Here is a 25,983-nt window from a genome sequence, read left to right as displayed (position 1 = left end):
AAACGAGAATGGACGATCCGAATCACTACATCGCCGAAGAGGCGGAAACCGAATACGGCCTGGTGAGCTCCTACAACGAGTGGGATCCGCTGGAAGAAGTGGTGGTGGGCCGCATCGACGACGCGGTGGTGCCCGAATGGCATGTCACGCTGGAATCGACCATGCCGGAAGTGTCTTGGGACTTCTTTCGCCGCAACGGCGGACAGCGTTTCCCGCAGGACATGCTGGACAAGGCCAAGGAAGAAATCGAGGGCTTCGTGCGCGTGCTGCGCAACGAGGGCATCGTGGTGCAGCGGCCGCGGGCGGTCGATCAGCAACTGCCGTTCGCCACGCCGCAATGGCAGAGCAAGGGCAGCCTGTACTCGGCGATGCCGCGCGATACCTTCCTGGTGGTCGGCAACGACATCATCGAAGCGCCGATGGCCTGGCGTAACCGCTACTTCGAGCCCAATGCGTTCCGGCCGCTGCTCAAGGGCTATTTCAAGAAGGGCGCGCGTTGGACCTCGGCGCCCAAGCCCGAGCTGAGCGACGAGTTGTACCGGCAGGACTTCAAGCATCCCGAATCGATGGCGGAAATGATGTACGCGGTCACCGAGTTCGAGCCGGTGTTCGACGCCGCCGACTTCGCCCGCTGCGGCCGCGACATCTTCGCGCAGAAGAGCAACGTCACCAACGACATGGGCATCGCCTGGCTGCAGCGCCATCTCGGCGACGACTACCGGGTGCATGTGATCGATGTGGTGGACACCCATCCGATGCATATCGACGCCACCTTCACGCCGCTGGCGCCGGGCAAGGTGTTGATCAATCCCGAGCGCATCAACGAGCTGCCGGCGATGTTCGACAACTGGGAGAAGCTGGTTCCGCCGCGCCCGACCATCGACATCACGCAAGAGTTCTCGATGTGCAGCAACTGGATCGTCGCCAACACCTTCATGCTCGACGAGAAGCGGGTGTTCGTGGAAGCCAGCGAAGAGCCGTTGCTGCGCCAGTTCGAGGCCTGGGGCTTCGAGCCGATTCCGTACTCGCTGATCAACTTCAACCGTTTCGGCGGCGGTTTCCATTGCTGCACGCTCGATGTGCGCCGCCGCGGCGGCCTGGAATCGTATTTCGAATGATCCGCGCCTCCTTCGTGCCGGCGCCGCGCGGCGCCGGCGTGTCACTTCCGTATCGCGAGTAATCGATCATGTACAGATCCGATCTTTATCATCCCGGCAGCGAGATCGCCGACGAGCTCAAGTCGCATTACCAGCGCCTGCACCACGTGCCGTTTCCCGGATTCGTCGCGGCCGAGTTCTTTCCCGAGCTCAAGGCCGAGGTCGATCGGCTGCTGGAGCAGTCCAGGCGCCGCGATTTCCTGATGGAGTGCATGGACAATTCGCCGCGGCGAATGAACGTGGTCAACGGCCACACCATCGAGCGCCTGTCCACGCTGATCCCGCAGATCTACAACGACCAGCGCATCATCGACTTCCTCTCGCACGTGGTCGGCGAGAAGGTGCTGCCGCTGACCGACGACATCGACCGGTATGTCATCAACCAGCTCAGGAAGTCCTCGGATACCTTCGGCGCGCATTACGACGACTATCCGCTGTCGTTCGTGCTGATCATGGAGTCGCCGGGCATAGAAGGCGGCGGCTATGCGGAAATGGTTCCCAACGGCGCGCTGTCGGATCTGGACGTCAATCCGATCAAGCTGCCGCTCAAGGCCGCCGATGCGTATCTGCTCAAGACCGACACCACCGCGCACCGGGTCGCGCCGTTGAAGGTAGACGTGCTGCGCACCGCGATCAACCTGGCCTACACCACGGAAAATTTCGTGCCGCGCGCGATCACCGAGTCGGCCAACAAGCTGTACGCGGAGGAAGAGGCCTGATGCCGCGTTCGGCGCGGTCCGCATGACGGCGCCGGTGCGCGCCGTCGTGCGGCCGTGCGCGGCCGCCGTCTTCGGGCCGGCCGCTGGCGGACTCCACCCATCGGCCGGCCGTCGCGCCGGCAGATGACTTTTTGCGGCTGGCCGCATCTAAACCATGAACGCTACATAGAGCTATACGATGCCCCTGCGAGCCATCTTTCCGAGTCCGCGTCCCACCTTGGTCCTGCTGATCCTGTTGACCTGCGCGCCTGCCCAGGCGGCCATCGTCATCGACGGGCGGGCGGATGAGCCCGAATGGGAGCAGGCGGCGCGCTATGGCGATTTCAAGGTCACCGAGCCGTATCGGCTGAGCTCTCCGGACCCGGGCATGGGCACGCAGGCGCGGTTGCTGTCCACGCCGGAAGGGATCGCCGTCGCATTTCAGGTCGATCAGAAGGCCGGGGTGTCGCGGCTCAAGCCGCGTTTGGAGCGCGATCAGAAACGCGAAGCCGATCGCGTCAATTTCATGATCGATTTCGACGCCGACGGCCGCACCGCGTACAGCTTCACGGTCGGTCTGTCGGGATCGATCCAGGACGGCGTGCTCACCAACGAACGCGACCTCAATCTGGACTGGGACACCGACTGGACCTGGGCCGTCAGCGAAAGCGAAAACGGCTGGCAGGTGGAAATGCTGATCCCGTGGTCGGTGGCGCCGATGCGCGGCATCGAGCAGCCCAACCGCACCGTGGCGGTGTATTTCGGCCGCGTGCTGGGCAGCACCAGCGAGCGCCAGGCGTTTCCGGCGGTGACCGCCGACCGCAGCCGCTTCCTGTCGGGCTTCGAGCGCCTGGAGATCGCCCAGTACCGCAAGAGCCTGTTCCACTTCTGGCCTTACCTCACCGCGCGCCACGATCTGATCGAGGGCCGGACCAAGTACACCGCCGGCCTGGACGTGTTCTGGAAGCCGTCGCCGGACTTCCAGCTCAACGCCACCATCAACCCGGATTTCGGCCAGGTCGAATCCGACGATCTGGTGGTGAACTTCGACGCGATCGAAACCTTCTACAGCGACAAGCGCCCGTTCTTCACCGAGAACCAGGGCATCTTCGACCTGCGCACGCCCGACGAAGGCCGGCTGGTGCACACCCGCCGCATCGGCGGCACGGCCGACGACGGCTCCGGCGCCAACGACATCGACGCGGCGGTCAAGTTGATCGGCTCGGTCGGCGCGATGGGCTACGGTGTGCTGGCCGCGTCCGAGGACGGCGCGGCAGGGCGCGACTTCTACGTGGCGCGATTGCAGTATCCGCTCAGCCGCGGCCTCAACATCGGCTGGCTCGGCACCGACGCCGAACGGCCTTATCTGGACCGCTCGGCGCAGGTGCAGGCGCTGGACATGAGCTGGCGGCCGAATGAGCAGTTGATCGTCAACGCGCAGGTGCTGGGCAGCTTCATCGACCAGAAGCGCGAGCGCCGCGACGACACCGGCGCGTGGACGCGGATCAACTGGATTCCCTCCACCAACTGGAGCTACGAGCTGGAGGCCACCCATTTCGGCCGTCAACTCGACTTCAACGATCTGGGCTATCAGCGCCGCAACAGTCTCAACGAGCTGGAGCTGACCGGCGAGTACGTGCACCGTCAGCAGAGCCAGACCTCGCGTCTGCGCAGCACCCGCTGGAACCTGGAACTGCAGGCGCGCAGCAACGATCGCGGCGATCGCTTGCCGACCTATCTGATCTTCACCAATGCCTTCAACTTCCGCAGCGGCAACCGGCTGGTGCTGGAGACCAGCGCGATCACCGACGGCTTCGACGATCTGATCTCGCGCGGCAACGGTCTGTGGCATAAATCCGGGCGTTACGGCATGCAACTGGACCTGACCAGCCGGCGTTACGGCGACTGGTCGTTCAACGCCACCGCCGAGCTGATCGGCCGCGGCCTGTCGGCGCGACCGGCCAAAGTGCTGACCCTGATCGGTAACTGGTATCCCAGCGACGCCTTCAACGCCGAGTTCGAGATCGGCCCGGAATGGACCGACGACTGGCTGATCTGGGAAGGCGGACGCAATTTCGGCCGCTACCAGCGCCGGGTCGATTTCGTCGGAGTGAACTTGAGCTGGTTCCCCGGAGTCCGCCACGAATTGCGGCTGAAGTCGGAATGGCTGGCGATCCGGGCCGAGGACGGCCAACGTTATGTCTTGCTGGACAACGGCCGCATGCAGGGCAACGGCCAGGTCCGGCCCGATTTCGACATCAACAATTTCGGCCTGCAGCTGCGCTATCGCTACCTGCTGGGGCCGCAGTCGGACATCTTCGTGGCCTATTCGCGCGGCGGGGCGATGCGTCAGGAGCGCGATCAGGTCGGCGGCGGCGAGCTGTTCGACGAAGCGCTGCAACTGCGCGACTCCGACCAATTGCTGGCCAAGATCCGTTACCGCTTCTGAGCCGGCGCAGCGCAAACGGCCCAGGCGGGCTAGGATTTCGACTCGGGCTGCGGAGCCGGTCACAAATCGGCTCAAGGTCGGCTAACCGCGGGCCAGGAACCCGCATCGAAGTCAAAATGGCTGACAGCGAAGCGCAATGGATAGCCCAGGCGAGACAAGGCGATCAGCAGGCATTCCGGTGTCTGGTGCAGACCCACGCGCGCAAGCTGCACCTGCTGTGCCTGCGCATCACCCGCGACAACGCCCTGGCCGAGGACGCGGTGCAGGAAGCCTTCTACAACGCCTGGCGCAAGCTGGACGGGTTCGATGAACGTGCCGCGTTCTCGACCTGGCTGCACCGCATAGCCGCCAACGCCGCGCTGGAGCAGCTGCGCCGCAACGCGCGCCATCAGCACGAGCAGACCGAAAGCCGTTACGAGGACGACGCCGAGTCGGATTTTCTCGCCGAACTGGCCGACGAAGTCCCGGGCCCGGAGGCGCGCGCTTCCGGTGAGCAGGTGGCGCGCCAGATCGGCGAGCAGATGGCGATGCTGAGCGTGTCCGAACGCGCCGCGTTCGTGCTGCGCCATTGCGAGGGACGCGGGCTCGACGAGATCGCCCAGACCTTGTCGATGAACACCGGGCAGTGCAAGCAGGCGATCTTCCGAGCCGTGCGCAAGTTGCGCGGCGCTTTGGAAACCGTGAGGTAGTCATGTCGGATATCAGCGACAACGAATTGATCCTGTTCCGTTACCGCGACGGACTGTCGATGGCGCGCATGCTCGAAATCGAGCTGGCGCTGGCCTGCGAGGTCAGCCTGCGCTCGCGTTACCGGGCCTTGCAGCTGGTGCTGGACGCGGCCGCCAAGGAGCCGATGCCGTCGCCGCCGCCGGATTACGAAGACCGCCTGTGGCAACGCCTGCAGCCGCGCCTGGATGCGCTGCCGCCGGTGGTTCGTCCGGTGGCGCAGCTGCCCGGGGCGATGCCGGGGCCGGCCTTGCGCCATCGCGAACGGCCGCGCTCGCGGCGCTGGCTGTGGATGGCCGGCGGCACCGCCGCGGCGGCCATGCTGGTGCTGGCGATCACCTCGCCGCTGCTGCGCGCTCCGCGCGAGCGCTCGCTGCCGATGGACGGCCTGACCGCGGCGCCGCCGGTGACCGTGCCGGCGCCGCTGCAGGCGCCGTCGCCGGCCGCGCGCGAACGCGTGCTCGACGACTACGTCGCCACCCATCTGCGCAAGACCGAGAGCATCCTGCTGGGTGTGCTCAACGACGAATCCTCGCGCCTGGCCGCGGGCGACGACGGCCACGCCCGCAACCTGCTCGACGACAACCGGCTCTATGCCGCCGCCGCCGCGCGCCGCGGCGACAAGGCGCTGGCCGGCTTCCTGCGCACCCTGGAACCGGTATTGACCGAACTTGCTAACCAAACTCCCGACGACGGCATCCAATTACAACAAGAGGGCTTGCGCGAACTGGTACGCAATGCCGATCTGCTGTTCCAGGTGCGCGTGGTCGAGCAGCGCCTGCAGTCGCGCGGCAACACCCGCGCCTGATTCGAACCGCGTCTGATTCGACCTGCACCCGATTCGAGGTATGTCATCGTGAAAACCCCATCGCGTCTTCTGATTGCCTGTGCACTGCCGCTCGCGCTGTCGCTGTGCTTCGCGGTCAGCGCCGCGTCGGCGCCGACGGACGCGGCAGATTCCGCGCAGACCAAGGCGCTGTACCAACAAGGTCACGAGGCCATCGGCGAGGGCGACTGGAGCGAGGCCGATCAGCGCTTCGCCGAACTCGAGCGCCGTCTGCACGGCGGCGCCGGCGCCGATGCCGCCTTGTACTGGCGCGCCTATGCGCTGGCCCAGGCCGGCCGCGCCGCGCAGTCGCAGGAGCTGGTCAAGCGCTTGCGCAGCGAACACCCGAACAGCCGCTGGATCGCCGAAGCCGAACGCCTGCAGCGCCGGCCCGCCGCCGCGGCCGCTACCGGCGGCGAATCCGATCAGGATCGTCTGGAGACCTTGCTCGAGCAGCCCGCCGACAAGTCGTTGCCGCAACTGGCGCAGTTGCTGCGCGACGCGAAGACGCCGCAGGCCAAGCGCCGGGTGTTGTTCGTGCTCAGCCAGATCGACGATCCGCGCGCCATGGCGCAGATCGCGGCGGCGGCCGAAGGCGGCGATCCCGCGCTGTCGGCGCAGGCCGTGCACCTGCTCGGCGTCAGCGGCGCGGAAACGCTACTGCGTCAAATCTATTCCAAGACCGGCGACGCGAAACTGAAGCAACGCGCGTTGCAGGCGCTGGGCGTGGCCGGCGCGACCGATGCATTGGCCGATGCGGCCCGCAACAGTTCCGACACGCAACTGCGGCATGGTGCGGTGCAAGGCCTGGGCGTGTCCGGCGGTGTGGACGCGCTGGCGCAGATCGCCGCGGGCGACGCGGATATGTCCACTCGACGCGAAGCGATCAAGGCCTTGGGCGTGGCCGGCGGACAGAAACAACTGCTGGAGCTGTACCCCAAGCTGTCCGCGGTGCCGGAATTGCGCGCGGAAGCCTTGAGCGCCTTGCGCGTGGCCGGCGGCGATCAGGGCTTGTTGACCTTGTACAAGAACGCGAAGACCCCCGAAGAGAAGCAAGCGTTGCTGCGCACGCTCAAGGGAACCGAGAACTGAGCGGGCCAGACAGACGCGACTACGCGATGGCTATCGACGGCCCCCCGGCCGGACAACGAATCCGATTACATTCACAACACAAGGAGAGGCAGATGAAAACGGGAAAGCTCAATACGTGGTTCGGACGCATCGTCGTACTCGGCGCGTTCATGGCGATCTTCGGCGCGTTCGGACTGGAAGCGCAGCCCCGGCAGGCGCAGGCGCGCGCGGCCTCGGGCTTCACCACCAGCGGCAGCGCGCTGCTGCTGCTCGAAGCGGTGCAGGCCGGCGATCTGGAAACCGTGCGTGAACTCGTCCTCGGCGGCGTCGATGTCAACTCGGTGGTCGAGAACGAAGGCACCGCGCTGATCGTGGCCGCGCGTTCGCGCAATCTGGCGATGGTCAACGAACTGCTGCTGTTGGGCGCCAACGTCACCCTGGCCGCGCGCGGCGACGGCAATCCTCTGATCGCGGCGTCCAGCGTCGGCAGCAACGTGACGGTGATCGAGCGCCTGCTCAGCGCCGGCGCGGTCGTCAACGCCGTGGTTCCGGGCGACGAGACCGCGTTGATCAACGCCTCGCGCAGCGGCAGCCTGGCCAACGTCAAGTCGCTGGTCGAGCACGGCGCCGACGTCAACCTGGCGGTGATCACCGAACTGGGCGTGCGTCGCTCGCCGTTGAACCAGGCCAAGGTGCAGGCGGTTCGCGACTATCTGATCGCGCACGGCGCGCGTCCGTAATCGCGTCGGGACAGGTTCGGGCAAAGGGGCCTCCTTCGGGAGGCCCTTTTTTTCGTGGCGGCTGGTGGCCGGTTCGGCGCGGATTGGATCTTCGTCGTGAGCCTGGGCTCGCGGCGGCGGGCGAAGGCGTTGGCGAACCAGGGCGCGATCGGGTCACGGGACGGCGCGGTGCCGGCGAATGGAGTCGGGGCCGTGGGATCTGGCCGGGCCGGATGGCCGCAAGGAGGCGGGGTCGGGCGCCGGGAGGGCCGTCAGCCGGCGTGGGGGCCGAGGCTCGACGGTTGGCCGGCTCAGGAGACTCGGCCGATTTCAGGCGCCAGGCAGGGGCCGCAACCCGCTCGAAAGCCGCTCCCAGCCTGGATTGCGGCCACCCCGGGCCCTACAGCCGCCTGGGATTTGTCCGACCCGCCGGCGCGCCCGGGACCGATGGCGGGGCTCGGCGCTATAATCCATCATCTTGGCCGTACACCCGGCAATTTGAAGGAATCTCATGGCACGCGGCATCAATAAAGTCATCCTGGTCGGCAACCTCGGTAACGATCCGGAGACCAAGTACACCCAGGGCGGCATGGCCGTGACCACCCTCAGCCTGGCGACCACCAGCGTCCGCAAGGACCGCGACGGCAACCAGCAGGAACGCACCGAGTGGCACCGGGTCAAGCTGTTCGGCAAGCTCGGCGAGATCGCCGGCGAGTACCTGAAGAAGGGCCGTCAGGTCTATATCGAAGGCTCGATCCGCTACGACAAGTTCACCGGTCAAGACGGCGTCGAAAAGTACTTCACCGACATCATCGCCGATGAGATGCAGATGCTCGGCGGCGGTGAAGGCGGCGGTGGCGGCGGTGGCCGTTCCGAAGGCGGCGGTCGCGGCGAGTTCCGCGGCGCTGGCGGCGGTGGCGGCGAACGTCCCGCGCGCGCGGCTGGCGGCGGCGGTGGCGGTTACGGCGGCGGTGGTGGTGGCGGTGGCCGCGATGCCGGTCCGCGTCGCGAGGCGCCTCCGGCGAAGTCGAACGACTTCGGCGACGATTTCGCCGACGACGATATTCCGTTCTGATATCGACCCCGCGCTGAAACGTCGTGCTTAGTGAAAAGGCCTGCTTTTGCAGGCCTTTTCTTTTGCCTGTGCGTTTCGCAGGCAGCGACCGGGGTGTCTACTAATCCTGATAGCTCCTCGTCGACACCCGTCGATATTGTCTGCCGAAGAACAAATCAGCCTTACAAAGAAGCAGTTTTCGCGACGACGCGCAGAGGACTCTGATGACCTGAGTCGAAACGATCCTGCCGATAGGAGATCAGTGGCCGCAAGACAGCGGCGCGAAACGTCATTCGTTTAGCCGATTCAGATAACGCTGGCCTCGAAGCGGTCTTCGCGACCTCATCACGCATGTGTACCCAGACTTTCCGCATAAGAAAGCTAAAGCCGAAGACGCGAATTACTAGCTGAATATTCAGTCTTCCAGCATGTACAGGGGCATGTGGTAAGCAGATGAGGTTGCCGTTCTCCAGCACGCTGTTCGCGTTCGCGCGACCTACTGCCATCCGCTATACCATCGTCATGGCGCGCTTGGCTCATTTCGCCATCGCCGCCGCCCCCGGCTTTGCGATCCTGTCGTGGATGCAGGCCGATCCGTTCGCGCAGGCCGGCCATCATCTGGCCTTGTCGTTCATTGCCGGGCTGCTGTGCGTGTTGGTATTCAACACTTTCGACATGTACGGCCGCGACATGTTCAGCAATCTGCTGCTGATCCGGCGGACCTTCTTCGCCTGGTCGACTACCTTCGGCCTGCTGATGACGCTGCACCAGTTGTCGCGATTCATCTCGCCGACCTCGCCCCAAGCCCTGGTGCTGTGGTATTTGCTGAGTTTCGGCCTGTTCGCGCTCAGCCGGCTGGTCATGCTGTCGTTCTTCCAGCGCCGCATCCGCGCCGGGCATTTCATCCAGCGTTCGGTGATCGTGGGCATGACCGAGAACGCGATGCGCCTGGCCGAGCAGATTCATCACCGCGCCGACGTGATATCGGGCCTGATCGGCTATATCGACGACCGGCGCTCGCACCGTTTGCACGAAGCGCCGCCGGTCGCCTTGCCGCGCCTGGGCGATATCGGCGCGCTGGAACAATTGATCCGCGACGGTCGCGTCGATCAGGTCCTGGTGGCGCTGCCGGCGCAGGCGCAGGACCGCAACGAAGCGCTCGCCCAGCGGCTGCGCCGTTTGCCGGTGCAAGTGCTGCTGATCCCCGACATGACCACGTTCCGTTTCGCCCATCGCCGCATGGTGCCGATGGGCGGCGTGCCGATGTTCGTGGTCGCCGAGCCGCCGCTACAGGGTTGGTCTCCGCTATATAAGCGCTGTGAAGATATCGTGCTGTCCGGGGTGGCGCTGTTGGCGCTGTCGCCGTTGATGCTGCTGATCGCGCTGGCGGTGAAGCTGGAATCGCGAGGTCCGGTGCTGTTCCGGCAGAAGCGCTACGGCTACAACCACCGGCTGATCGAGGTCTACAAATTCCGTTCGATGCATCACCACCTGCGCGACGAACATGCCGACCGGCAGACCGGACGCGACGACCCGCGCGTCACCCGGGTCGGCCGTTTCATCCGCAAGACCAGCCTGGATGAACTGCCGCAGCTGTTCAATGTGCTCGGCGGCAGCATGTCGATGGTCGGCCCGCGTCCGCACGCCACCGCGACCAAGGCCGCCAACGTGTTGTTCGAAGACGCGGTGGAAGAATACGTGGCGCGTCATCGGGTCAAGCCCGGCATCACCGGCCTGGCCCAGGTCAACGGCTATCGCGGCGAGACCGACACCGTCGAGAAGATCCAGAAGCGCGTCGAGTACGACCTGGAATACATCGAAAACTGGTCGCTGTGGCTGGACCTGTCGATCCTGCTGCGCACCATTCCGGCGGTGCTTTCGGCCGAGGCAGCGTACTGAAGTCGCCGGCCCGGTTCATCGAGTTCATGCAGCCGGACGCCACATTCGCCCCGTCCACGGCGCCGTGACACACAGGTCATATAATGTGATGTAAGTCACATTATTTCTGGTCGCCCGAATATTCCCGCCAGCCAAGCGGGCCTGTCGGCGGATGACCGGATTCCTTTTGTAATCAGTCTATTACGAAGCCGTTGCGGCAACGCCGCGGCCGGGACGGAAGGCATGATCGAGTGGTTGGGAGGGGGGCGGCCATTGGCTTGCGACATGCAGGTGGCGGGGCGGAATTCGGCCCGGCGGCCGACCGGCGCTGCCGCGGCTATTCGTGCGGTGTTCCTGAGCGCGATGCTGATATGCGCTGCCCTGTCGCCGGCAACGGCGCGCGGTCTCGGCGAAACCGCGCCGGCTGAAGACGCGAACGCCGTGGTGCAGTTATCGGCGCGCGACGCGCAGCTCTCCGAAACTTCCGTCGCCGGCGATTACCGCATCGCGCCTGGCGACGAACTCGCGCTGAAATTCTTCTACGTCCCCGAGCTCAACGAAGTCGCGATCGTGCGGCCCGACGGCAAAATCCATCTGCAACTGATCGGCGAAATCCGCGCGGCCGATCTCACGCCAGAGCAACTGGCCGCGGCGCTCAAGCGCGCGTATGCCGCGAATCTGCGCCATCCCGAGGTCTCGGTCGAAGTCCAGAAGGGCTTCGCCCGGCAACAGGTGTTCGTCGGCGGCGAAGTCGCCCGTCCCGGTGCGCAGCCGCTGCTGCCGTCGCTGACGGTGATGCGCGCATTGATCGTCGCGCAGGGGCTGAAGGAGACCGCCGCGGCCAATCGCGTGGTGATTCTGCGCCGCGGCGAAGACGGCAAACCGCAGGTCATCCAGGTCAACGTCGCCTCGCAATCGCGCAAGGGCGCCAGCGACGGCAACGACCCTTTGTTGCAACCCTTCGACGTGGTGCTCGCGGTTCCCTCGCGCGTTTCGCGTCTGAACAAGTGGATCGACCAGTACGTGCGCCGAAACCTGCCGGTCAACGTGGGCTTCTCCTACGACCTCAACGACAACCGGTCGGGCTATTGAATGGATAAGCCGATGCACGACGGCCCGGGCGCAGAGCCCGGCGACGGATTCCGCGGCCGGGCCGCCTCGGCCTTTTCGCTGCGGGAAATGCTCGAGATCGCGTTCAAGGACCGGCGCCGCATCGCGCTGGCGTTCGCGATCTCCTTCGGTCTGGTGCTGTTGGCATCGCTCCTGCCGACCGCGCGCTACGTTTCCGATGCCAGCCTGCTGGTGCGCCTGGGCCATGAATACGTCTATCTCGCCGATACCTCCGAAGGCGGCGGCACCGGCGGCGCCACGCCGCTGATGTTCGACCGCACCGAGGCATTGAGCGCGGAAACCGAGATCCTCGCCAGCCGCGACGTGATCCGCGATGCAGTCGCGCGCGTCGGTCTGGGCCGGCTGTATCCATCGATCGCCAGGCAGAGCGAAGACCCGCGTCGGCCCAAGATCGATCAGGCCGTGCAGGCCTTCCGCGAACACATGGACGCGCACCTGCTCAAGGGCGCCACGGTGATCCAGGTCAACTTCAGCCATTCCGATCCGGTTGTCGCGCAACAGGCGTTGCGTGCCTTGGTCGAGACCTATCTCGACCGCCGCCGCGCGATTTTCTCCGACGATCAGGTGCGTTTCCTCGCAGGCCAAGTCGCCGCGGTCGATAAGCGCCTGAAAGATTCCGAGCGGCGCCTGACCGCGTTCAAGCAAACCCACGGCATCGTCAACTACGACCAGCAGATCAGCTTGTTGCTGCAGCAGGGCAACGACCTGGAAACCCGTTTCAACGAGGCCAGCCAACAGGCGCAGACCGCGAACGCCCGGGCCAGGACGCTCAAACGGATCGCCGGAAAGACCCCGGCGAATCTGGTTCAGTACAGCGAAACCCTGGGCGATCCGCAGGTGCCGCGCCAGCTGTTGGACCTTCAGCTCAAGGAACAGAGCCTGCGTTCGCGCTATGTCGATGACAACCCGTTGGTGGTGAACGCGCAGAAGGATGTTTCCACCGCGGAATCCTTCATCCGGCAACAACGCCGCGCGCCGCCTACCACGGTCCGCACCGGCCGCAATCCGGTGCGCGAGGCCGCCGAACTGGATCTGCTGCGTGCGACCTCGGACGAATCGGCGCTGGTGGGCGGCCGCAAAGCTTTGCAGGAGCGCCTCACCCAGTTGCGTAAGCGCGCCGCCGAGCTGAGCCGGCAGCAGATCGAGCTGGGCGCGCTGAGTCGCGAACAGAAACTGCTGGAAGACAGCTACGCGAACTACGGACGCAAACTGGAAGCCGCCCGCATCAACGAGGCGCGCGACCAGAAACAGCGCACCAGCGTCAGCGTGCTGCAGGCGGCGAGCTGGCCGCTCAAGCCCAAGAGCGTGCGACTTGCGATCATCGGCATCGGTTTCTTCTTCAGCCTGGGCGTGGCGCTGATCGTCGCGTTCTTGTGCGAGGCCTTGCGCTCCAGTTTCCTGTCGCCGGAGAAGCTCGAACGCAGCCTGGGCGTGCCGGTGCTGGCGACGATGCCGCTGGTGGGCCGCTGATGGCGGCGCGCCGCTCGCCGCTGAGAAAGCGTGCGTGGCACGGCCTGATGTTCTTGCTGTTGCTGCTCAGTGGCGCTGCAGGCGCGGCCCCGTTCCAGCGCGGCGTCAATCTGAGCCGGTGGTTCGAGGCCAGCGCGGGAGCGCCGGTCGAAAGCAGCGAACTGCGCCGCTTGCGCGATGCCGGTTTCGACCACGTGCGTATCCCGGTCGATCCGGTCGCGCTGGGCTGGTCGCCGGCTCGCGGTTCGCAACTGACCGGCACTGCGCAATTGCGCGCCGCGATCGGCGCCGCACTGGCGGCCGGACTTGACGTGATCGTCGATTTGCATCCCAACGAAGAAACAAAGCAGGCGATCGAGAGCGACAGCGCATGGGCCGATGGCTATGTCGCGATGTGGAAGCATCTGGCGACCGAGTTCAAGGCATTGCCGCCGCAACGCGTCGCCTTCGAGCTGTTCAACGAACCCGGTTATTACGGGCTGGCCGGTTCCTTCGTCTGGAGCCGATACCAGAGGCGATTGGTGAAGACCGTTCGCGGCGTACTGCCGCGGCACACGCTTATCGTCAGCGGCCGCAAGGGCGGCAGCCTGGAAGGTCTGATCGAACTGGCCCGGCTCGACGACGACAACCTGATCTACAGCTTCCACTACTACCTGCCGTACATCTTCACCCATCAAGGCGCGAGCTGGATGCAGGGCGACCAATGGACCACGGCCGGGCATTGGCGCCGCGTGCGCTACCCGTCGGCGCTCGCACGCGCACAGTTGCCGCGTACCGACGGAAAAGTCGCGGTGGACAGGGCCAGGGACGAGTTGACGGAGTATTTCCAGACTGGCTGGGACCGCGCGCAGATCGCCAAACAATGGCAGCCGCTGCGCGACTGGGCGCGAGTCAACCGGGTTCGCGTGCACTGCGGCGAGTTCGGGGTGATCCGCAACGGCGTGGATCCACAATCGCGTTATCGCTGGATCGGCGACGTGCGTTCGCTGGTCGAAGCGAACGGCTGGGGCTGGTCGGTGTGGAACTACGCGGACGACTTCGGCATCACCACCAGCAGCAACACCGACGGGAGCGCGCGCGGCGAACTCGAACCCGCGGCACTGCAGGCGCTGGGCCTGGAGAAGGCCGGGCGATGAACACGGCCAGCGCGCAAGCAGGCATCTTTCAACGCATCGGCTACGCGATCGCCGCGTCGGCTCTGGTCGCGTATCTGACCTTGTCGCCGGCATTGTTGTCCGCGCTGGGAATTCCCTACGACGCGCCTTACGGAAACTTCCTGTTCAAGCTGCATCCCGGCGACTATCTGCTCGCCGTCGCGCTGGCGTTTTCGCTGGCCGGGCAGGGCAATCCCCTGGTCGCATTGCTCGCGCGGTTGCGCGAGTCGCCGCCGCTGAGCCTCTATCTGGCCGCGATAGCGCTGGCTTTCGTCTACTCGCTGCTGCGTTACGGTCCCTCGGGTTCGGCGTTTTTCATCGATACCCTGATGATGCCGGTGGCGATCGTGCTGATCGTGAGCCGTTTGAACGACGCGCAGTTGCGCGGCCTTTTCCGGCTCATCGTGGTTCTGGTGGTCGTCAACGCGGCGATCGGTCTGGCCGAAGCGGCGTTACAGCACCACCTGGTGCCCTACACCGTGGCCGGCGGCGTGCCGGTCATCGAAGACAAATTCCGCGCGACCGCCTTGCTCGGCCATCCGCTGGAAAACGCGTTGATCACCAGCCTCGTGCTGCTGGCATCGCTGGACATGTCGATGCAGTTGTGGCGCCGCTGGGCGCTGAGCGGTTTTCTGATACTCGCCTTGCTCGCCTTCGGCGGGCGTACCAGCTTCCTGCTGACCGTCATGGCGTTGCTGGCCTACGCGACTGTGAACGCGGGGCAGGGGCTGCGCGCCGGGCGTTACGGCTATCTGCATATCGTCGGTTCCTGCGTCGCCGCATTGTTCGCGCTGCCGGCATTGGCGGCATTGGTCTGGAGCAGCGGCCTGGGCGAGAGAATCTTCGAAGGTCTGTATCTGGACGACAGCGCCACTGTTCGCTTCCGCATCTTCTCGGTATTCGATTATCTCGATCTCTACGACGTCCTTTTCGGCATTTCGCCGGCGCAGATCCAGGAGCTGTCGGCGCGCATCGGCCTGTCCAGGAATCTGGAGGCCATCGAGAATTTCTGGCTGTTCATGCTGTTGCAACTGGGTGTATTCGGTTTCGCCACGTTCGTGATCGGTCTGTTCAGCGGCTTGTGGTTGCTGTGGCGTCGCGCCGGAACCGGCGCGCGCTGGACCTTGCTGGTGTTTGTGATCACCGCTTCGACCACCAACTCGCTGGCCTCGAAGACCAGCGCCTTGACCTTGCTGTTCGCGATGCTGTGCGGTCTGGCCGGCTACCGCTCGACGCGTCAGCTTACTTCTCAGGCCGCCAGACGGCCGAATATGTCCGTTCGACAGGGAGTCCATGCATGACTCGCGTATCGGTGATCAGCGCGCACGACGGATGGCAGCTAAGGCCGTCGCGACCGCTGCGAGCCTTGCACCTGATCAACGGCGAGCACTATGCCGGCGCCGAGCGCGTGCAGGATCTGCTAGCGCAGCAACTGCCGCGGTTCGGTTGGGTGGCCGATTTCGTCTGTCTCAAGCAAGGTGTGTTCGAGCAAGTCCGCGAGTCGGTCGAGAGTCGGGTAACCACGCTCAGCATGCGCTCGCGCCTGGATTTTTCGCCGGTAAGCCAAGTGGCGCGGCTGCTGCGCGAGGGCAACTACGACCTGTTGAACACCCACACCGTTCGTTCGGCCCTGATCGGACGTTTCGCCGCGCGCAGCGCGCGCAAGCCGATGGTCCACCACGTCCACAGCCGCACCGACTTCGATACCGAGAGCGCGCTGCGCAACGGAATCAACAGCGCGATTCAGACCTTCAGTCTCAGGCGCGCGAAGCGTCTGATCGCGGTGTCGCACGGAACCGCCGACTATCTGCGCAAGATCGGCTACGACGACGATCGGATCCGCGTCGTTCCGAACGGGGTGCCCAGAGCGGCCGCGCCGCGAGACTGGCGGCCGCCGGAGTCGCAATGGGTGCTCGGCATGGTCGCCTTGTTCCGCCCGCGCAAGGGGGTCGAAGTATTGATTCAAGCGCTGGCCTCGCTGCGCGCGGCCGGATACCCGGTGGTCTTGCATGCGATCGGCGGTTTCGAAAGCGAGCCGTATCGCCAGCAAGTGCTCGCGTTCGCGCAAGCGCTGGCAGTGGCCGAGGCCATCGTATGGACCGGTTTCACCCGCGATATCGCCGGCGAACTGGCCAAGGTCGATTTGTTCGTACTGCCCAGCCTGTACGGCGAAGGCTTGCCGATGGTGTTGATCGAGGCATTGGCGGTCGGATTGCCGGTGGTAGCCACCTCGAACGAGGGTATTCCCGAAGTGCTGGCCGATGGCGGCGCCGGAATGCTGGTGCCGCCGGGCGATGCGAGCGCATTGACCCAGGCCGTGATCGCGATGATCGAGGCGCCCAAGCGCACCCAGGCGCTGGCGCACGCGGGTTTGCGCAGGCAGCGCGAGAATTACTCCGATATCGCGATGGCACGGCAGGTTGCCGCGGTGTATCAAGAAGTGTTGCAGGAGGCTGAGACGTGAGCGATATTCTGGCCGCGTCCGCCTCGGACGAACGAAAGATCCCGCGGATTCACGACTTGCTCGAACGGTTGCGCGTCGTCGCGGACCCGCGTCAGCATCGCCGTTTGCTCGATGAGCTGAGCCGGCCGAAGCGCGCGAGGGTCGTTTCGTTTCTGAATCAGCATGCCTTCAATCTGGCATGGACCGATCCCGCGTTCGGCGACGATCTGCTGCGCAGCGATGTCCTGCTGCGCGATGGCGTCGGCATGGCTGCCTGCCTGCGCCTGCTCGCCCGCGCGCCTGGGATGAATTTGAACGGCACCGATTTCATTCCCCAGTTGGTCGCGGCCTATGCCGGCCGCCGCGTGGCCTTGATCGGCACCAGCGAACCTTATCTGGAACGCGCCAGGCAATACCTGCGCGAGCGCGGCGCCGATGTCGTCTGCGCGCTCGACGGATTCGGCGATGAAGAGCGTTACCCGGCAGCGGTCGTGGAATCCCGGCCGGATCTGGTGATCCTCGGCATGGGGATGCCGAAACAGGAGCGGATCGCTTCGCGTCTGGCCGCGGCGGCGGATTATCCGGTGGTCATCGTCAACGGTGGCGCGATTCTCGATTTTCTCGCCGGGCGTTTCCCGCGGGCGCCGATGTGGGCTCGCCGTGTCCGGATGGAGTGGCTGTACCGGCTGGCCCGCGAGCCGCGCCGTTTGTGGCGCCGTTATCTGCTCGGCGGCGCGCAGTTCCTGTCGCGCGTTGTTCGGCTGTGTTGGGGCGATGGCCCGGACGCGTCCGCGATACGGATGGAACGCGCCGCGAATTCCAACGTAACGACCTGGGAGATGCCATCGATGGCCATGGATATGCAGCCTTTGTTCGCTCAGACCGATACGCGTCTGGCCCAGTTGGTGCAGCGCCTGGATGTCGGCATGGGCGAGGGTGGAAGACGCATCGTGCAGTTCATCGCGGCGCGGCCGGGCGAGGGCGTCAGCAGCCTGGCCTACAGCTACGCGCTGGCCTCGGCGCAACTGCGCAAGCGCCGGGTGCTGCTGCTTTCGAACGACATAGACGACGCCGAACACGCGGCATGCCTGGTCGATGAAGTCGGCGGGGACGATCCCCATCCGGTCGCATCGGCCGCCGGCGAGGGCGTGACTCGCATGCGGCTGTTCAGCGATACACGCAGCTATCAGGACAATTACGCGGTGCTTGACGACAACGCCGTCTGGAAAGGGCTGGCCGAGCGCTTCGACGAAATCGTCGTCGATGCGCGCTCGCCTTTCGCCCTGGCCACAGCCAAGCACGCCGGCGGGGTGATTCTTGTCGTCGAAGCCGAGGTCACGCGCGCCTCGCTCCTGCGCAAATTGCTCGACGATCTGGCCGGAGTCAACGCGCGCGTGCTCGGATCGGTCTTGAACAAACACCGTAGCCACCTGCCGTATGCGTTGCATGAGCGACTTTGAAGATTCATCGGCTGCACGGGTCCGTATCGCCGTTCTGTTGCCCGCGGTCGGCGGTCGCGTGTGGCAGGAATACGCGGTCGAAGCGCTGCGTCAGTTGCCCGGAGTAGATGTCGAGATCCGTCGCGTCGACGTCGAGCACGCCGGCGATGCTCGGTGGCGGCGGTTGCAGACCTCAGTGCTTGCCCTACGCGAATCTTCCGGGTCCTGTATCGATCCGGAGCCGGGCGACCCGTTCTGGAACGCGGTGATCGACCTGGCGGGCATCGATGATCCCAATGCATGGCGCGCATGCAGCATGCGCGGCGTATGGCAGCCGCTGGACGCGCAGGGCACCCACTTGGCCGCCGCCTATCCCTGCCTGGCCTCGATCACCTCCGGCACCGGCGGCGAGCTGCTGTTGGTCCGCAACGGCGACACGGTCGTCGATTCGGTTCGCTTCTTCGCCGATCCGCGGTACACAAACTCGCTGGAAAATCTCTACAAGCAGATCGTCCCGTTGCTGAGCAACTCGGTGCGGGATATGGCCTATGCCGACCAGGACGAACCGGCATCGGTATTTTCGCGCCAGCCGCGTCCGACACGGTCGCGGCGAGCGGTCCATGAGATCCGCGGCCGCGCGCTGGCCTTGCGCAGGCGTCTGAAGGCGCAGTGGCTCAGCGAGAGCTGGATGATCGGAGTCATCGACGCGCCGATCCAGCACATGATCGACCAGCCGATGGAAGGCCGGGTTCGATGGATCGGTCCGCGCGAATCGATGTTCTATCGCGCCGATCCGTTCGGCGTTCCGGGCGACGATCGCCGGGTGTATTGCGAAGTGTACGATTACCGCGACGGATTCGGCCGCATCGAAGCGGTTGAACTCGGCGACGGCCATAGCATCGTCGATGCAGCCCCGGCCCAGCTGAAACTGCCCGGGCATATCTCCTATCCGTATTTGTTCGAGCATGAGGGCCGGGTGTACGCCGTTCCCGAAACCGCGGCCCGGAAAAAATGCGAGCTGTACGAAATAGATAAGACCGGGCAGTGGCGCTTTGTTGCAGTGCTGCTCGATGGCGTGGCGGCGGCCGATGCGAGTCTGTTCGTCTGGAACGATCTGTTTTGGCTGGCCTATACCGATCTGGCCATGGGGCCGTTCGACAATCTGTGCTTGAGCTATTCCGAGGAACTGCGCGGTCCTTGGAAGCCGCACCTGCGCAATCCGGTCAAAGTCGATCACCGCAGTTCGCGCCCGGCGGGAACGCCGTTCGTTCACGAGGGCGTGCTGTATCGGCCGGCGCAGGATTGCGGAAGCGGCTACGGACAGGCGGCGGTGATCAATCGGGTCTCGTTGTGCACGCCGCAGCGGTATCGCGAAGAGGTCGTGCGCCATTGTCGTCCCGATCCGTGCGGTCGCAATCCGCACGGCCTGCATACCGTGTCGGCCTGGGGCGAGCGGACCTTGGTCGATGGAAAACGTTACGTTTTCAACCTGCATGAGCTGACTCGCAAGTTGCGGCATCGGCGCGAAGATTCTGGCCGGGCGGTTCGCGAATGAGCTTCATCGGGTCCACGGCAGGCGTGCCCGCGAATCGGTCCGGACTTGCGCCTGCGCGGAAGGTCATGGTCTATCTGCCGCAGCTCAAGGTGGGCGGCGCCGAGATTTCGATGCTGCGCCTGGCGCAAGGGCTGCGGCTGCGGGGCGTCGAAATCGCTTTCGTCGTGCATCGCGCCGACGAAGCGGCTCATGCCTTGGCCGGCGATATCGAGCTGATATCGCTGCAGGCCGATCGGACCTTGAGCGTGCCGAACAGATTGGCGCGGCTGTTGCGCAGCCGCAGGCCCGACATCCTGATTTCGGCGCTCACGCACAGCAATATCGTCGCCTGCCTGGCCGCGCGTCTGGCCGGCTCGCGAACGCGTGTGGTCGTGACCGAGCACGCGCCGATTTCGTCGATGCGGCAGCTGGACCGGTCGCGGCGTTATCGCGCGACGCTGCGGTTGATGCCCTGGGCCTATCGGCTCAGCGATGCGATCGTGGCGGTATCGCAAGGCGTGTCGAACGATATCGCCGGACCGCTGGGGCCGGCCAATCGGTCGCGTCTGTCGGTCATTGCCAATCCGATCCTGCGCGACGATTGGCAGGCGCTGTCGGAAGCGGCGTTGGACGATGACTGGTTCCTGCCGGGCAGCACGCCGGTGATCCTGTCGGTCGGCCGCCTGAGTCCGGAGAAGAACTTCGTCGGACTGATCCGCGCCTACGCCGGGCTGCGCCTACCGATGCGCGTGCATCTGGCGATCATCGGCGAAGGCCCGCAGCGCCCCGTCCTGCAAGCGTTGATCGACGATCTGGGCTTGGGCGAGCGGGTGCGTTTGCTGGGGCAGCGCGATAATCCCTACGCCTACATGCGTCATGCCCGCATCTTCGCGCTGGCTTCCGTGTTCGAAGGCTTCGGCAACGTATTGATCGAAGCCATGGCCTGCGGCGCGCCGGTCGTCAGTACCGATTGCCCGGTGGGGCCGCGCGAGATATTGCGCGACGGGCTCTACGGGGCCTTGGTGGCGGTGGGCGATACGGCGGCGCTGACGGCGGCCATCGAGAACCAGCTGCAACGTCCCGATGCTCAGATCGAGGCCGACGCCAAGGCGCATGCGCTGCAGTTCACGGTCGAGCGCAGCGTCGGCCAGTATCTGGCGCTGTTCGATCGCATCGCGCGGGTCCGCCGCGCGTAGCGAAGCGAAATTTATGAATCTTATTGATCCCGGTTCGGGCGCCGGGATTTCATCGCCGAGAGCCGTTCGCGCAGCTGCGGATGAGCCGCCAGCCATTGCTTGGCCCGGTGCTTGAGCGCGACCTGGCCGCTCCGGGGCAACCCCCTCCACGACAGGGCGATGGTCGAGTCGAACAAGTCCAGTTGGTCGGGCATGAAGCCGCGTTTGTAGGCGTAGTCGCCGATGGTGAAATCGAAACGACGCACGCCCTGGGCGTGCAGCGCGGCCATCGTGCGCTCGATCACCACCCGGCCGGGCGAGCAATTGCGCCACTCGCCGGCGGCGTTGCCGATTCGAATCATCGCGTACTCGGTATCCCGGCGCAGGCCGAGCAAGGCCGCGACGACTTCTTCGCCCGCCGTCAACGCGGTCAGAATCACTTCGCCGCTGGGCAGGCCTTGCCGGATCAGGGTTCGGTAGAAGTCGCGATAACCCGGCTCATCGAGGATATAGGCCCAGCCTTTGCCGTGGATGGCGCTGCGCTGATGGATTTCCAGCGCATCCATGACCTGCATCGCGTGCTCGACATCGGCGACCTGCTCGAAGCGCGCATCGGGATGACGGGTGAATACCCGCCAGGACCGTTCCAGTTCCTTGCGATGGGTCTTCTCGCGGCTGAAACGCCAGGCTTCGAAGTCCTCGCCGATCGTCGCCGGATTGCCGAACAAGGCCGATTGCCGCGTCCCGGGAAGCCGGCGCAACGGATTGGGGCGATCGCCGATGCGCTCGGGCATCTTCTCGATCGTCCACAGATCGGCGCGGGGCAGGGCGCGACGCAGAGCGCCGAACATCGCGCGCACCGCTTCGCCGTCGTCCGGGCAGTCGGGCATCCACAGCGGCGCGGCATAGTCGGTCACGCCGGCATCGGCGAATGCGATGCGGATCAGGCCGTCGCGTTCCTCGCGCACCAACGGCAGCGCCATCACCGTGCGGCCATCGGAGCGGCGGGCGATGCTGGCCAACAAGGGCGTGCGTCCGGCCTGAGCGCCGAGTGTCGCGTACCAGGCCGCCAGCCAATGCGTGGTTTGGAATACGCTGGTGATCGCGCCGGATTCGATCCAACCCTGCCAACGCGGCAGCGCTTTCGCGACATCGGTTTCGACAGTCGCGGTGTAGGTGTCGTCGGCGATGCTCATGCGGGAAGGTTGCCGTCGAGATCGACAATCCGGCCGGGATGCTCCGGGTCGAGGCGGAAATCCACCGGTCGCGCGGCGCGGCGCAGAGATTCCAGTCGGCCGCTGCGGCGCCACAGCGATTGCAAGGCCGCCTTGGCGTAGAACGAGGGGCCGCTCAAGCGGCGATTGCGCGGCGTGTGATGGAAGTAACGGCGCAGAATACCGTTGGCCATGTTGATCATATGGTTGCGGCGTATGTCTTGCGTCCAATACTCCAGCGTCATCGAGATGTTGAGGCAGTCGTGGTTCTCGATCCGATGCGGCGAATTGAGCGGCCAGAACAGGCCCTGTCCGGCTTCCAGATCGAACACTTGCGCGCCCCGGTCGAAATCCGGCTCGTAGCGCAATCCGACTTCCAACTGGCTCAACGCGATGTTTTCCAATCCTTCCGGGCTCAGGAAGGGCGGGCGCGGCGGATAGAGGTAGATGCGTTTTCGGCCATGCAACTGCAACAGTCCCTGCCCAGGCAGGTCGGCGTGGTAATAGACCTGCGCGTTCGGCGAGGACACCAGGATGCCCATGCGGTGGTCGTAGCTCGACACCGGCGGCGCCAGCGCGCCGGCCTCGGCGAACAAGGCCATCATCGCCGCGCGCAGCGACGGGTCGAAGTCGTGCCCATCGCGCAGGTTCAGCCACAGGCGGCCGCGTTCGATCGCATCGAGCACCCGGTGGCCGTCGAGTCCGCCGAATTCGCCTTCGCGCCACACCCGCTTGCCGTTCGCGCCTTGCTCGCCCATGTGCACGATGGAGTAGTTCTGCCGCGGATAACGGCCGATCAGATCGGCGATGGCGGCTTTATCGAAGCCGGGATCGGTATGCAGGCGGTGTTCGAACAACAACGGCGCCTGTTGCCATTGCGCGGGCGATTGCGGGGTCAGTGCGCTCAACGGCGCGCTTGCGGTGCGATCCATGTCGGGAATCTTCAGGAGGTGGGATTGAGAGAGCCGCGCAACTTGCCCAGATGGCCGCGATAGCACAGCGCGAGCGTCGCCGCGTACACCGTGCCGCCGAGCAATACCGCGCCGATCAACGTGGGCCAGCCCGACAGCGGCGGCAGTAACGACAGCGTCGCGGCCATCGCCGCGGTCGCCAGCACGATGCGCAGCAAGTGCGCGACCGGTACCGGCATGTCGAGCTTGCGCACGGCGATGACGAACGACACCAGCGCGCCGATCAGCACCGCCGCGAACGCGCCCCAGGCCGCGCCGGCCAGGCCCATCGTGCGCAGGCCGATCGCCGCGCCGATCAGGAACAAGCCGGTTTCCATGGCGTCGATCGCCAGGGTCCAACCGGTTTTCTGCGCCAGCAGGAACGGCTGATTGGCGAAGTGGCTGCGCAGGTTCTTGACCAGGCCGGCGAGCGTCGCGATGGGCAGGATGCTCAGCGTCGTGGCGACATACGGGCTCGATACCGCCAAACGCGACAGCGGGTCCGCGAGCAGTATCAGGCCGGTCGCGGTCGGCAGCAGGATCGCGCACAGCAGCGCGCCGTTGAGCGCGAGTTGTTCGAGCGCGCGGTGCTTCTCGCCGTCGGCTTCCAGGCGCAATGCGATCGGGAACGCGGCCGCGGTGACCAGCATCGCGGCGAACGCGCATGCGCGCTGGCCCAAGGTCCAGCCGACCGAGAACAGGCCGACCGCGGCGATGCCCTTGCCGTGTTCCACCACGAAGCGGATGCCGTTGCCGGGCACCCAGGCCAGCACGCCGCTGACGGCGAGCGGCAGGCCGTAGAGGCAGATCCGTCGCAGCAACGCGGCGTCGGGCCGGCGCAGATGCAATTTCAGGCGCAGGCTGGGCACGGCGAACACCAGCGAGAGGGTCTGCGCGATCGCGTAGGCGGCCAGCACCTGGGTGGGGCCGATCTGCGCGGGACCGTTCGACATCGAACTGGCCCAGATCCAGCCGATGATCAGTCCGCCCAGCGGGCCGACACTCTGCAAGGCGGTGTATACGCCGATCGCGTTGGCGACCTTGGCGCGCTCGGCCAGGTGCGTGCAGTACGAGCGGGTGAACGTGAATACGAACAAGGTCAGCAGCACGGTCGCGTCGGGCCATTCGTGCCAGACGTAGCGCAACAGCACGAGCAGCGTAGCCGCCTGCAGCGCGCCGTTGGCGAAGAACACCCAGCTCTCGATCGCATCCATGCGTTCGCGCGTGGCCGTATCGGCGCCAGGCAGGAAACGCAGCAGGAAGTAGGACCAGAACGCCAGGAACAGCAAGTACACCGCTTCCTGCGTCGCCAGCGCCAAGGTGAACAGGCCGAATTCGTTCGGATCCAGCCAATGCGTCCACAGCACGATGGCCGCGAGCTGGGCCAGAGGGCCGAGCAATTGCGCAGGCAGATACAGAACGGTCTGACGGATCAGCATGCCGCGTTCATGCCGGCAGCGTCCGTCGCGGCGTCCGCGGTGTTCGGTTGGGGACGGTTGCCGCCCACTGGCCGACGCATGTCCTTAGATAGCCAGTTCATTCATAAGTCTGAATATATTTAAGTGATTTGCGTCACAAATTAAGCGTGCCGCATACTCCCATGCAACGACCCGGAGCGACAAGCGTTCGCCGCGGAAAACCAGGTAATCGCTTCAGATTCAAAGGAATTTCGTGACATTTTCTTCACCCGGGCCGCGGCCCGGGACGAGCTGCGTTCCTGCTTCGGCCGACACGCGCCGGACGCGCCATATCCTGGTTTGCGGCGGTGCCGGTTATATCGGCGCGCACGCCGCTTATGCGCTCGCGCAGCAGGGATTCGAAGTCAGCGTGCTCGACAATCTGAGCACCGGCCATCGCGAAGCCTTGCGTTGGGGGCGATGGATCGACGCCGATCTGCTGCAGCCGCAATCGCTCGATGCCGCGTTCGCGCGGCCGGTCGATGCGGTGATGCATTTCTGCGCGCGCTCGCTGGTCGGCGAGTCGGTAATCGCGCCTTACGACTATTACGACAACAATGTCGTGGGCAGTCTGAATCTGCTGCGCGTCATGCATCGGCATGGTGTCGGCAAGTTGGTATTTTCCTCATCTGCCGCGGTGTTCGGCCACCCGATCGGCGAAAGAATCGACGAAGCGCATCCCAAAGCGCCGATCAATCCCTACGGCGCCAGCAAGCTGATGGTCGAGCGTATCCTCGCCGACGCCGCGCAGGCCTACGGTCTGCGCTCGGTGTCGCTGCGTTACTTCAATGCGGCCGGCGCGGCGGCGGAGGCCGGCATCGGCGAATCGCACGATCCCGAAACGCATCTGATCCCCAACGTGATCCGCGCAGGGCTGGGGCAGGGCGGCGCGCTCAATGTGTTCGGCGACGACTACGGCACCACCGACGGGACTTGCGTTCGCGACTACGTGCACGTGCTGGATCTGGCCGACGCGCATATTCGCGCCTTGGACTGGATGGACGGCAACGAGGGCGCGCACTGTTTCAATCTCGGAAACGATGCCGGGTTCAGCGTGCTGCAAGTCATTCGCGCGGCATCGCAAGTCATGGGACGCGACATCGAATATCGCGTCCTGCCGCGACGCCACGGCGATCCGGCGGTACTGGTCGCGTCGAGCCAGGCCGCGCGCGTCCATCTGGGCTGGACGCCGCGTTATACCGGTATCGAACGCATCATCGAGAGCGCATACCGCTGGCATCGCGATCCTGGATTCTGATCGGCGGCCTGGGGCCATGAGTGTCGCCGCACGCATGCCCCGGCGGCAGGGCCGGAGCGACGGCTATGTGGCGAAGGATCGGCGTCCCATCGTCGTCGATCGATTGCGAGCCCGGTCGGCGAGCGTGGACGCTCGAGTGCCGCGCTAGCGCGCTAGCGGCGCCGAGCGCACTTCGTCGCG

The 25,983-nt window shown here is 65.4% G+C and carries 21 protein-coding genes; 18 read left to right on the top strand and 3 right to left on the bottom strand.

Annotated features, from left to right (window positions below; translation table 11 throughout):
• Positions 1-8 precede the first annotated feature (8 nt).
• From LG3211_RS16705 to LG3211_RS16625, 17 genes are all read left to right on the top strand, one after another.
• Positions 9-1,118, top strand: coding sequence for an amidinotransferase (locus tag LG3211_RS16705; RefSeq protein WP_057943822.1), 1,110 nt, complete (start codon positions 9-11; stop codon positions 1,116-1,118).
• Positions 1,119-1,186: 68 nt separating this feature from the next.
• Positions 1,187-1,876: a HalD/BesD family halogenase gene (locus LG3211_RS16700; protein ID WP_057943821.1), complete on the top strand. Its 690-nt coding sequence runs from the start codon at positions 1,187-1,189 to the stop codon at positions 1,874-1,876.
• A 178-nt stretch (positions 1,877-2,054) separates the two neighbouring features.
• The gene (locus LG3211_RS26505) at positions 2,055-4,304 is read left to right on the top strand and encodes a DUF5916 domain-containing protein (protein WP_187313038.1); all 2,250 of its coding nucleotides are present in this window, start codon (positions 2,055-2,057) and stop codon (positions 4,302-4,304) included.
• A 116-nt stretch (positions 4,305-4,420) separates the two neighbouring features.
• Entirely contained in the window at positions 4,421-4,993 is a 573-nt protein-coding gene (locus LG3211_RS26500) for an RNA polymerase sigma factor (protein ID WP_057943819.1), read from the top strand.
• Between the two features lie 2 nt (positions 4,994-4,995).
• Positions 4,996-5,838 carry a hypothetical protein gene (locus LG3211_RS26495; RefSeq protein WP_057943818.1) on the top strand — a complete coding sequence of 281 codons (843 nt, stop codon included), beginning with the start codon at positions 4,996-4,998 and terminating at the stop codon, positions 5,836-5,838.
• 48 nt (positions 5,839-5,886) lie between these two features.
• Positions 5,887-6,948 carry an outer membrane protein assembly factor BamD gene (locus LG3211_RS16680; RefSeq protein ID WP_057943817.1) on the top strand — a complete coding sequence of 354 codons (1,062 nt, stop codon included), beginning with the start codon at positions 5,887-5,889 and terminating at the stop codon, positions 6,946-6,948.
• A 92-nt stretch (positions 6,949-7,040) separates the two neighbouring features.
• Complete coding sequence (locus LG3211_RS16675; protein WP_057943816.1) at positions 7,041-7,667, top strand: ankyrin repeat domain-containing protein; 627 nt, start codon at positions 7,041-7,043, stop codon at positions 7,665-7,667.
• A gap of 490 nt (positions 7,668-8,157) precedes the next feature.
• Positions 8,158-8,721 (top strand): single-stranded DNA-binding protein, encoded by a 564-nt coding sequence (gene ssb / locus LG3211_RS16670; protein ID WP_057943815.1) that lies wholly within the window; start codon positions 8,158-8,160, stop codon positions 8,719-8,721.
• Positions 8,722-9,153: 432 nt separating this feature from the next.
• The gene (locus LG3211_RS16665) at positions 9,154-10,599 is read left to right on the top strand and encodes an undecaprenyl-phosphate glucose phosphotransferase (protein WP_057943814.1); all 1,446 of its coding nucleotides are present in this window, start codon (positions 9,154-9,156) and stop codon (positions 10,597-10,599) included.
• Between the two features lie 342 nt (positions 10,600-10,941).
• Entirely contained in the window at positions 10,942-11,670 is a 729-nt protein-coding gene (locus LG3211_RS16660; protein WP_187313037.1) for a polysaccharide biosynthesis/export family protein, read from the top strand.
• Positions 11,671-13,179, top strand: a complete 1,509-nt coding sequence (locus LG3211_RS16655; protein ID WP_057943812.1) for a GumC family protein — start codon at positions 11,671-11,673, stop codon at positions 13,177-13,179.
• 47 nt (positions 13,180-13,226) lie between these two features.
• Positions 13,227-14,315 carry a glycoside hydrolase family 5 protein gene (locus LG3211_RS16650; RefSeq protein ID WP_187313036.1) on the top strand — a complete coding sequence of 363 codons (1,089 nt, stop codon included), beginning with the start codon at positions 13,227-13,229 and terminating at the stop codon, positions 14,313-14,315.
• Complete coding sequence (locus tag LG3211_RS16645; protein WP_057943810.1) at positions 14,312-15,634, top strand: VpsF family polysaccharide biosynthesis protein; 1,323 nt, start codon at positions 14,312-14,314, stop codon at positions 15,632-15,634. The genes LG3211_RS16650 and LG3211_RS16645 overlap by 4 nt, the downstream gene beginning before the upstream one ends.
• Complete coding sequence (locus LG3211_RS16640; protein ID WP_083512603.1) at positions 15,631-16,797, top strand: glycosyltransferase; 1,167 nt, start codon at positions 15,631-15,633, stop codon at positions 16,795-16,797. The genes LG3211_RS16645 and LG3211_RS16640 overlap by 4 nt, the downstream gene beginning before the upstream one ends.
• Positions 16,794-18,236 (top strand): WecB/TagA/CpsF family glycosyltransferase, encoded by a 1,443-nt coding sequence (locus tag LG3211_RS24990; protein ID WP_222837515.1) that lies wholly within the window; start codon positions 16,794-16,796, stop codon positions 18,234-18,236. Before LG3211_RS16640 ends, LG3211_RS24990 begins: the two co-directional genes overlap by 4 nt.
• Entirely contained in the window at positions 18,223-19,770 is a 1,548-nt protein-coding gene (locus LG3211_RS16630) for a glucosamine inositolphosphorylceramide transferase family protein (protein ID WP_148648968.1), read from the top strand. Before LG3211_RS24990 ends, LG3211_RS16630 begins: the two co-directional genes overlap by 14 nt.
• A gap of 65 nt (positions 19,771-19,835) precedes the next feature.
• A complete protein-coding gene (locus tag LG3211_RS16625; protein WP_057943807.1) occupies positions 19,836-20,945 on the top strand; it encodes a glycosyltransferase in 1,110 nt (369 codons plus the stop codon).
• A gap of 20 nt (positions 20,946-20,965) precedes the next feature.
• Here LG3211_RS16625 and LG3211_RS16620 read toward each other — a convergent pair whose 3' ends face one another.
• Genes LG3211_RS16620 through LG3211_RS16610 form a run of 3 tightly spaced genes read right to left on the bottom strand, consistent with a single transcriptional unit; the run spans position 20,966 to position 24,527 of the window.
• The gene (locus LG3211_RS16620; protein ID WP_057943806.1) at positions 20,966-22,120 is read right to left on the bottom strand and encodes a GNAT family N-acetyltransferase; all 1,155 of its coding nucleotides are present in this window, start codon (positions 22,118-22,120) and stop codon (positions 20,966-20,968) included.
• Positions 22,117-23,070, bottom strand: coding sequence for a cupin-like domain-containing protein (locus tag LG3211_RS16615; RefSeq protein ID WP_222837514.1), 954 nt, complete (start codon positions 23,068-23,070; stop codon positions 22,117-22,119). Before LG3211_RS16615 ends, LG3211_RS16620 begins: the two co-directional genes overlap by 4 nt.
• A gap of 11 nt (positions 23,071-23,081) precedes the next feature.
• Positions 23,082-24,527 carry a lipopolysaccharide biosynthesis protein gene (locus LG3211_RS16610; protein ID WP_057943805.1) on the bottom strand — a complete coding sequence of 482 codons (1,446 nt, stop codon included), beginning with the start codon at positions 24,525-24,527 and terminating at the stop codon, positions 23,082-23,084.
• A gap of 310 nt (positions 24,528-24,837) precedes the next feature.
• Here LG3211_RS16610 and galE point away from each other — a divergent pair, with 310 nt between their 5' ends.
• Positions 24,838-25,803, top strand: a complete 966-nt coding sequence (galE, locus tag LG3211_RS16605; protein WP_057945544.1) for a UDP-glucose 4-epimerase GalE — start codon at positions 24,838-24,840, stop codon at positions 25,801-25,803.
• Positions 25,804-25,983: the final 180 nt, after the last annotated feature.

This window comes from Lysobacter gummosus (assembly GCF_001442805.1).
GTDB lineage: Bacteria > Pseudomonadota > Gammaproteobacteria > Xanthomonadales > Xanthomonadaceae > Lysobacter > Lysobacter gummosus.
This window is presented reverse-complemented; position numbering and strand designations above follow the sequence as displayed.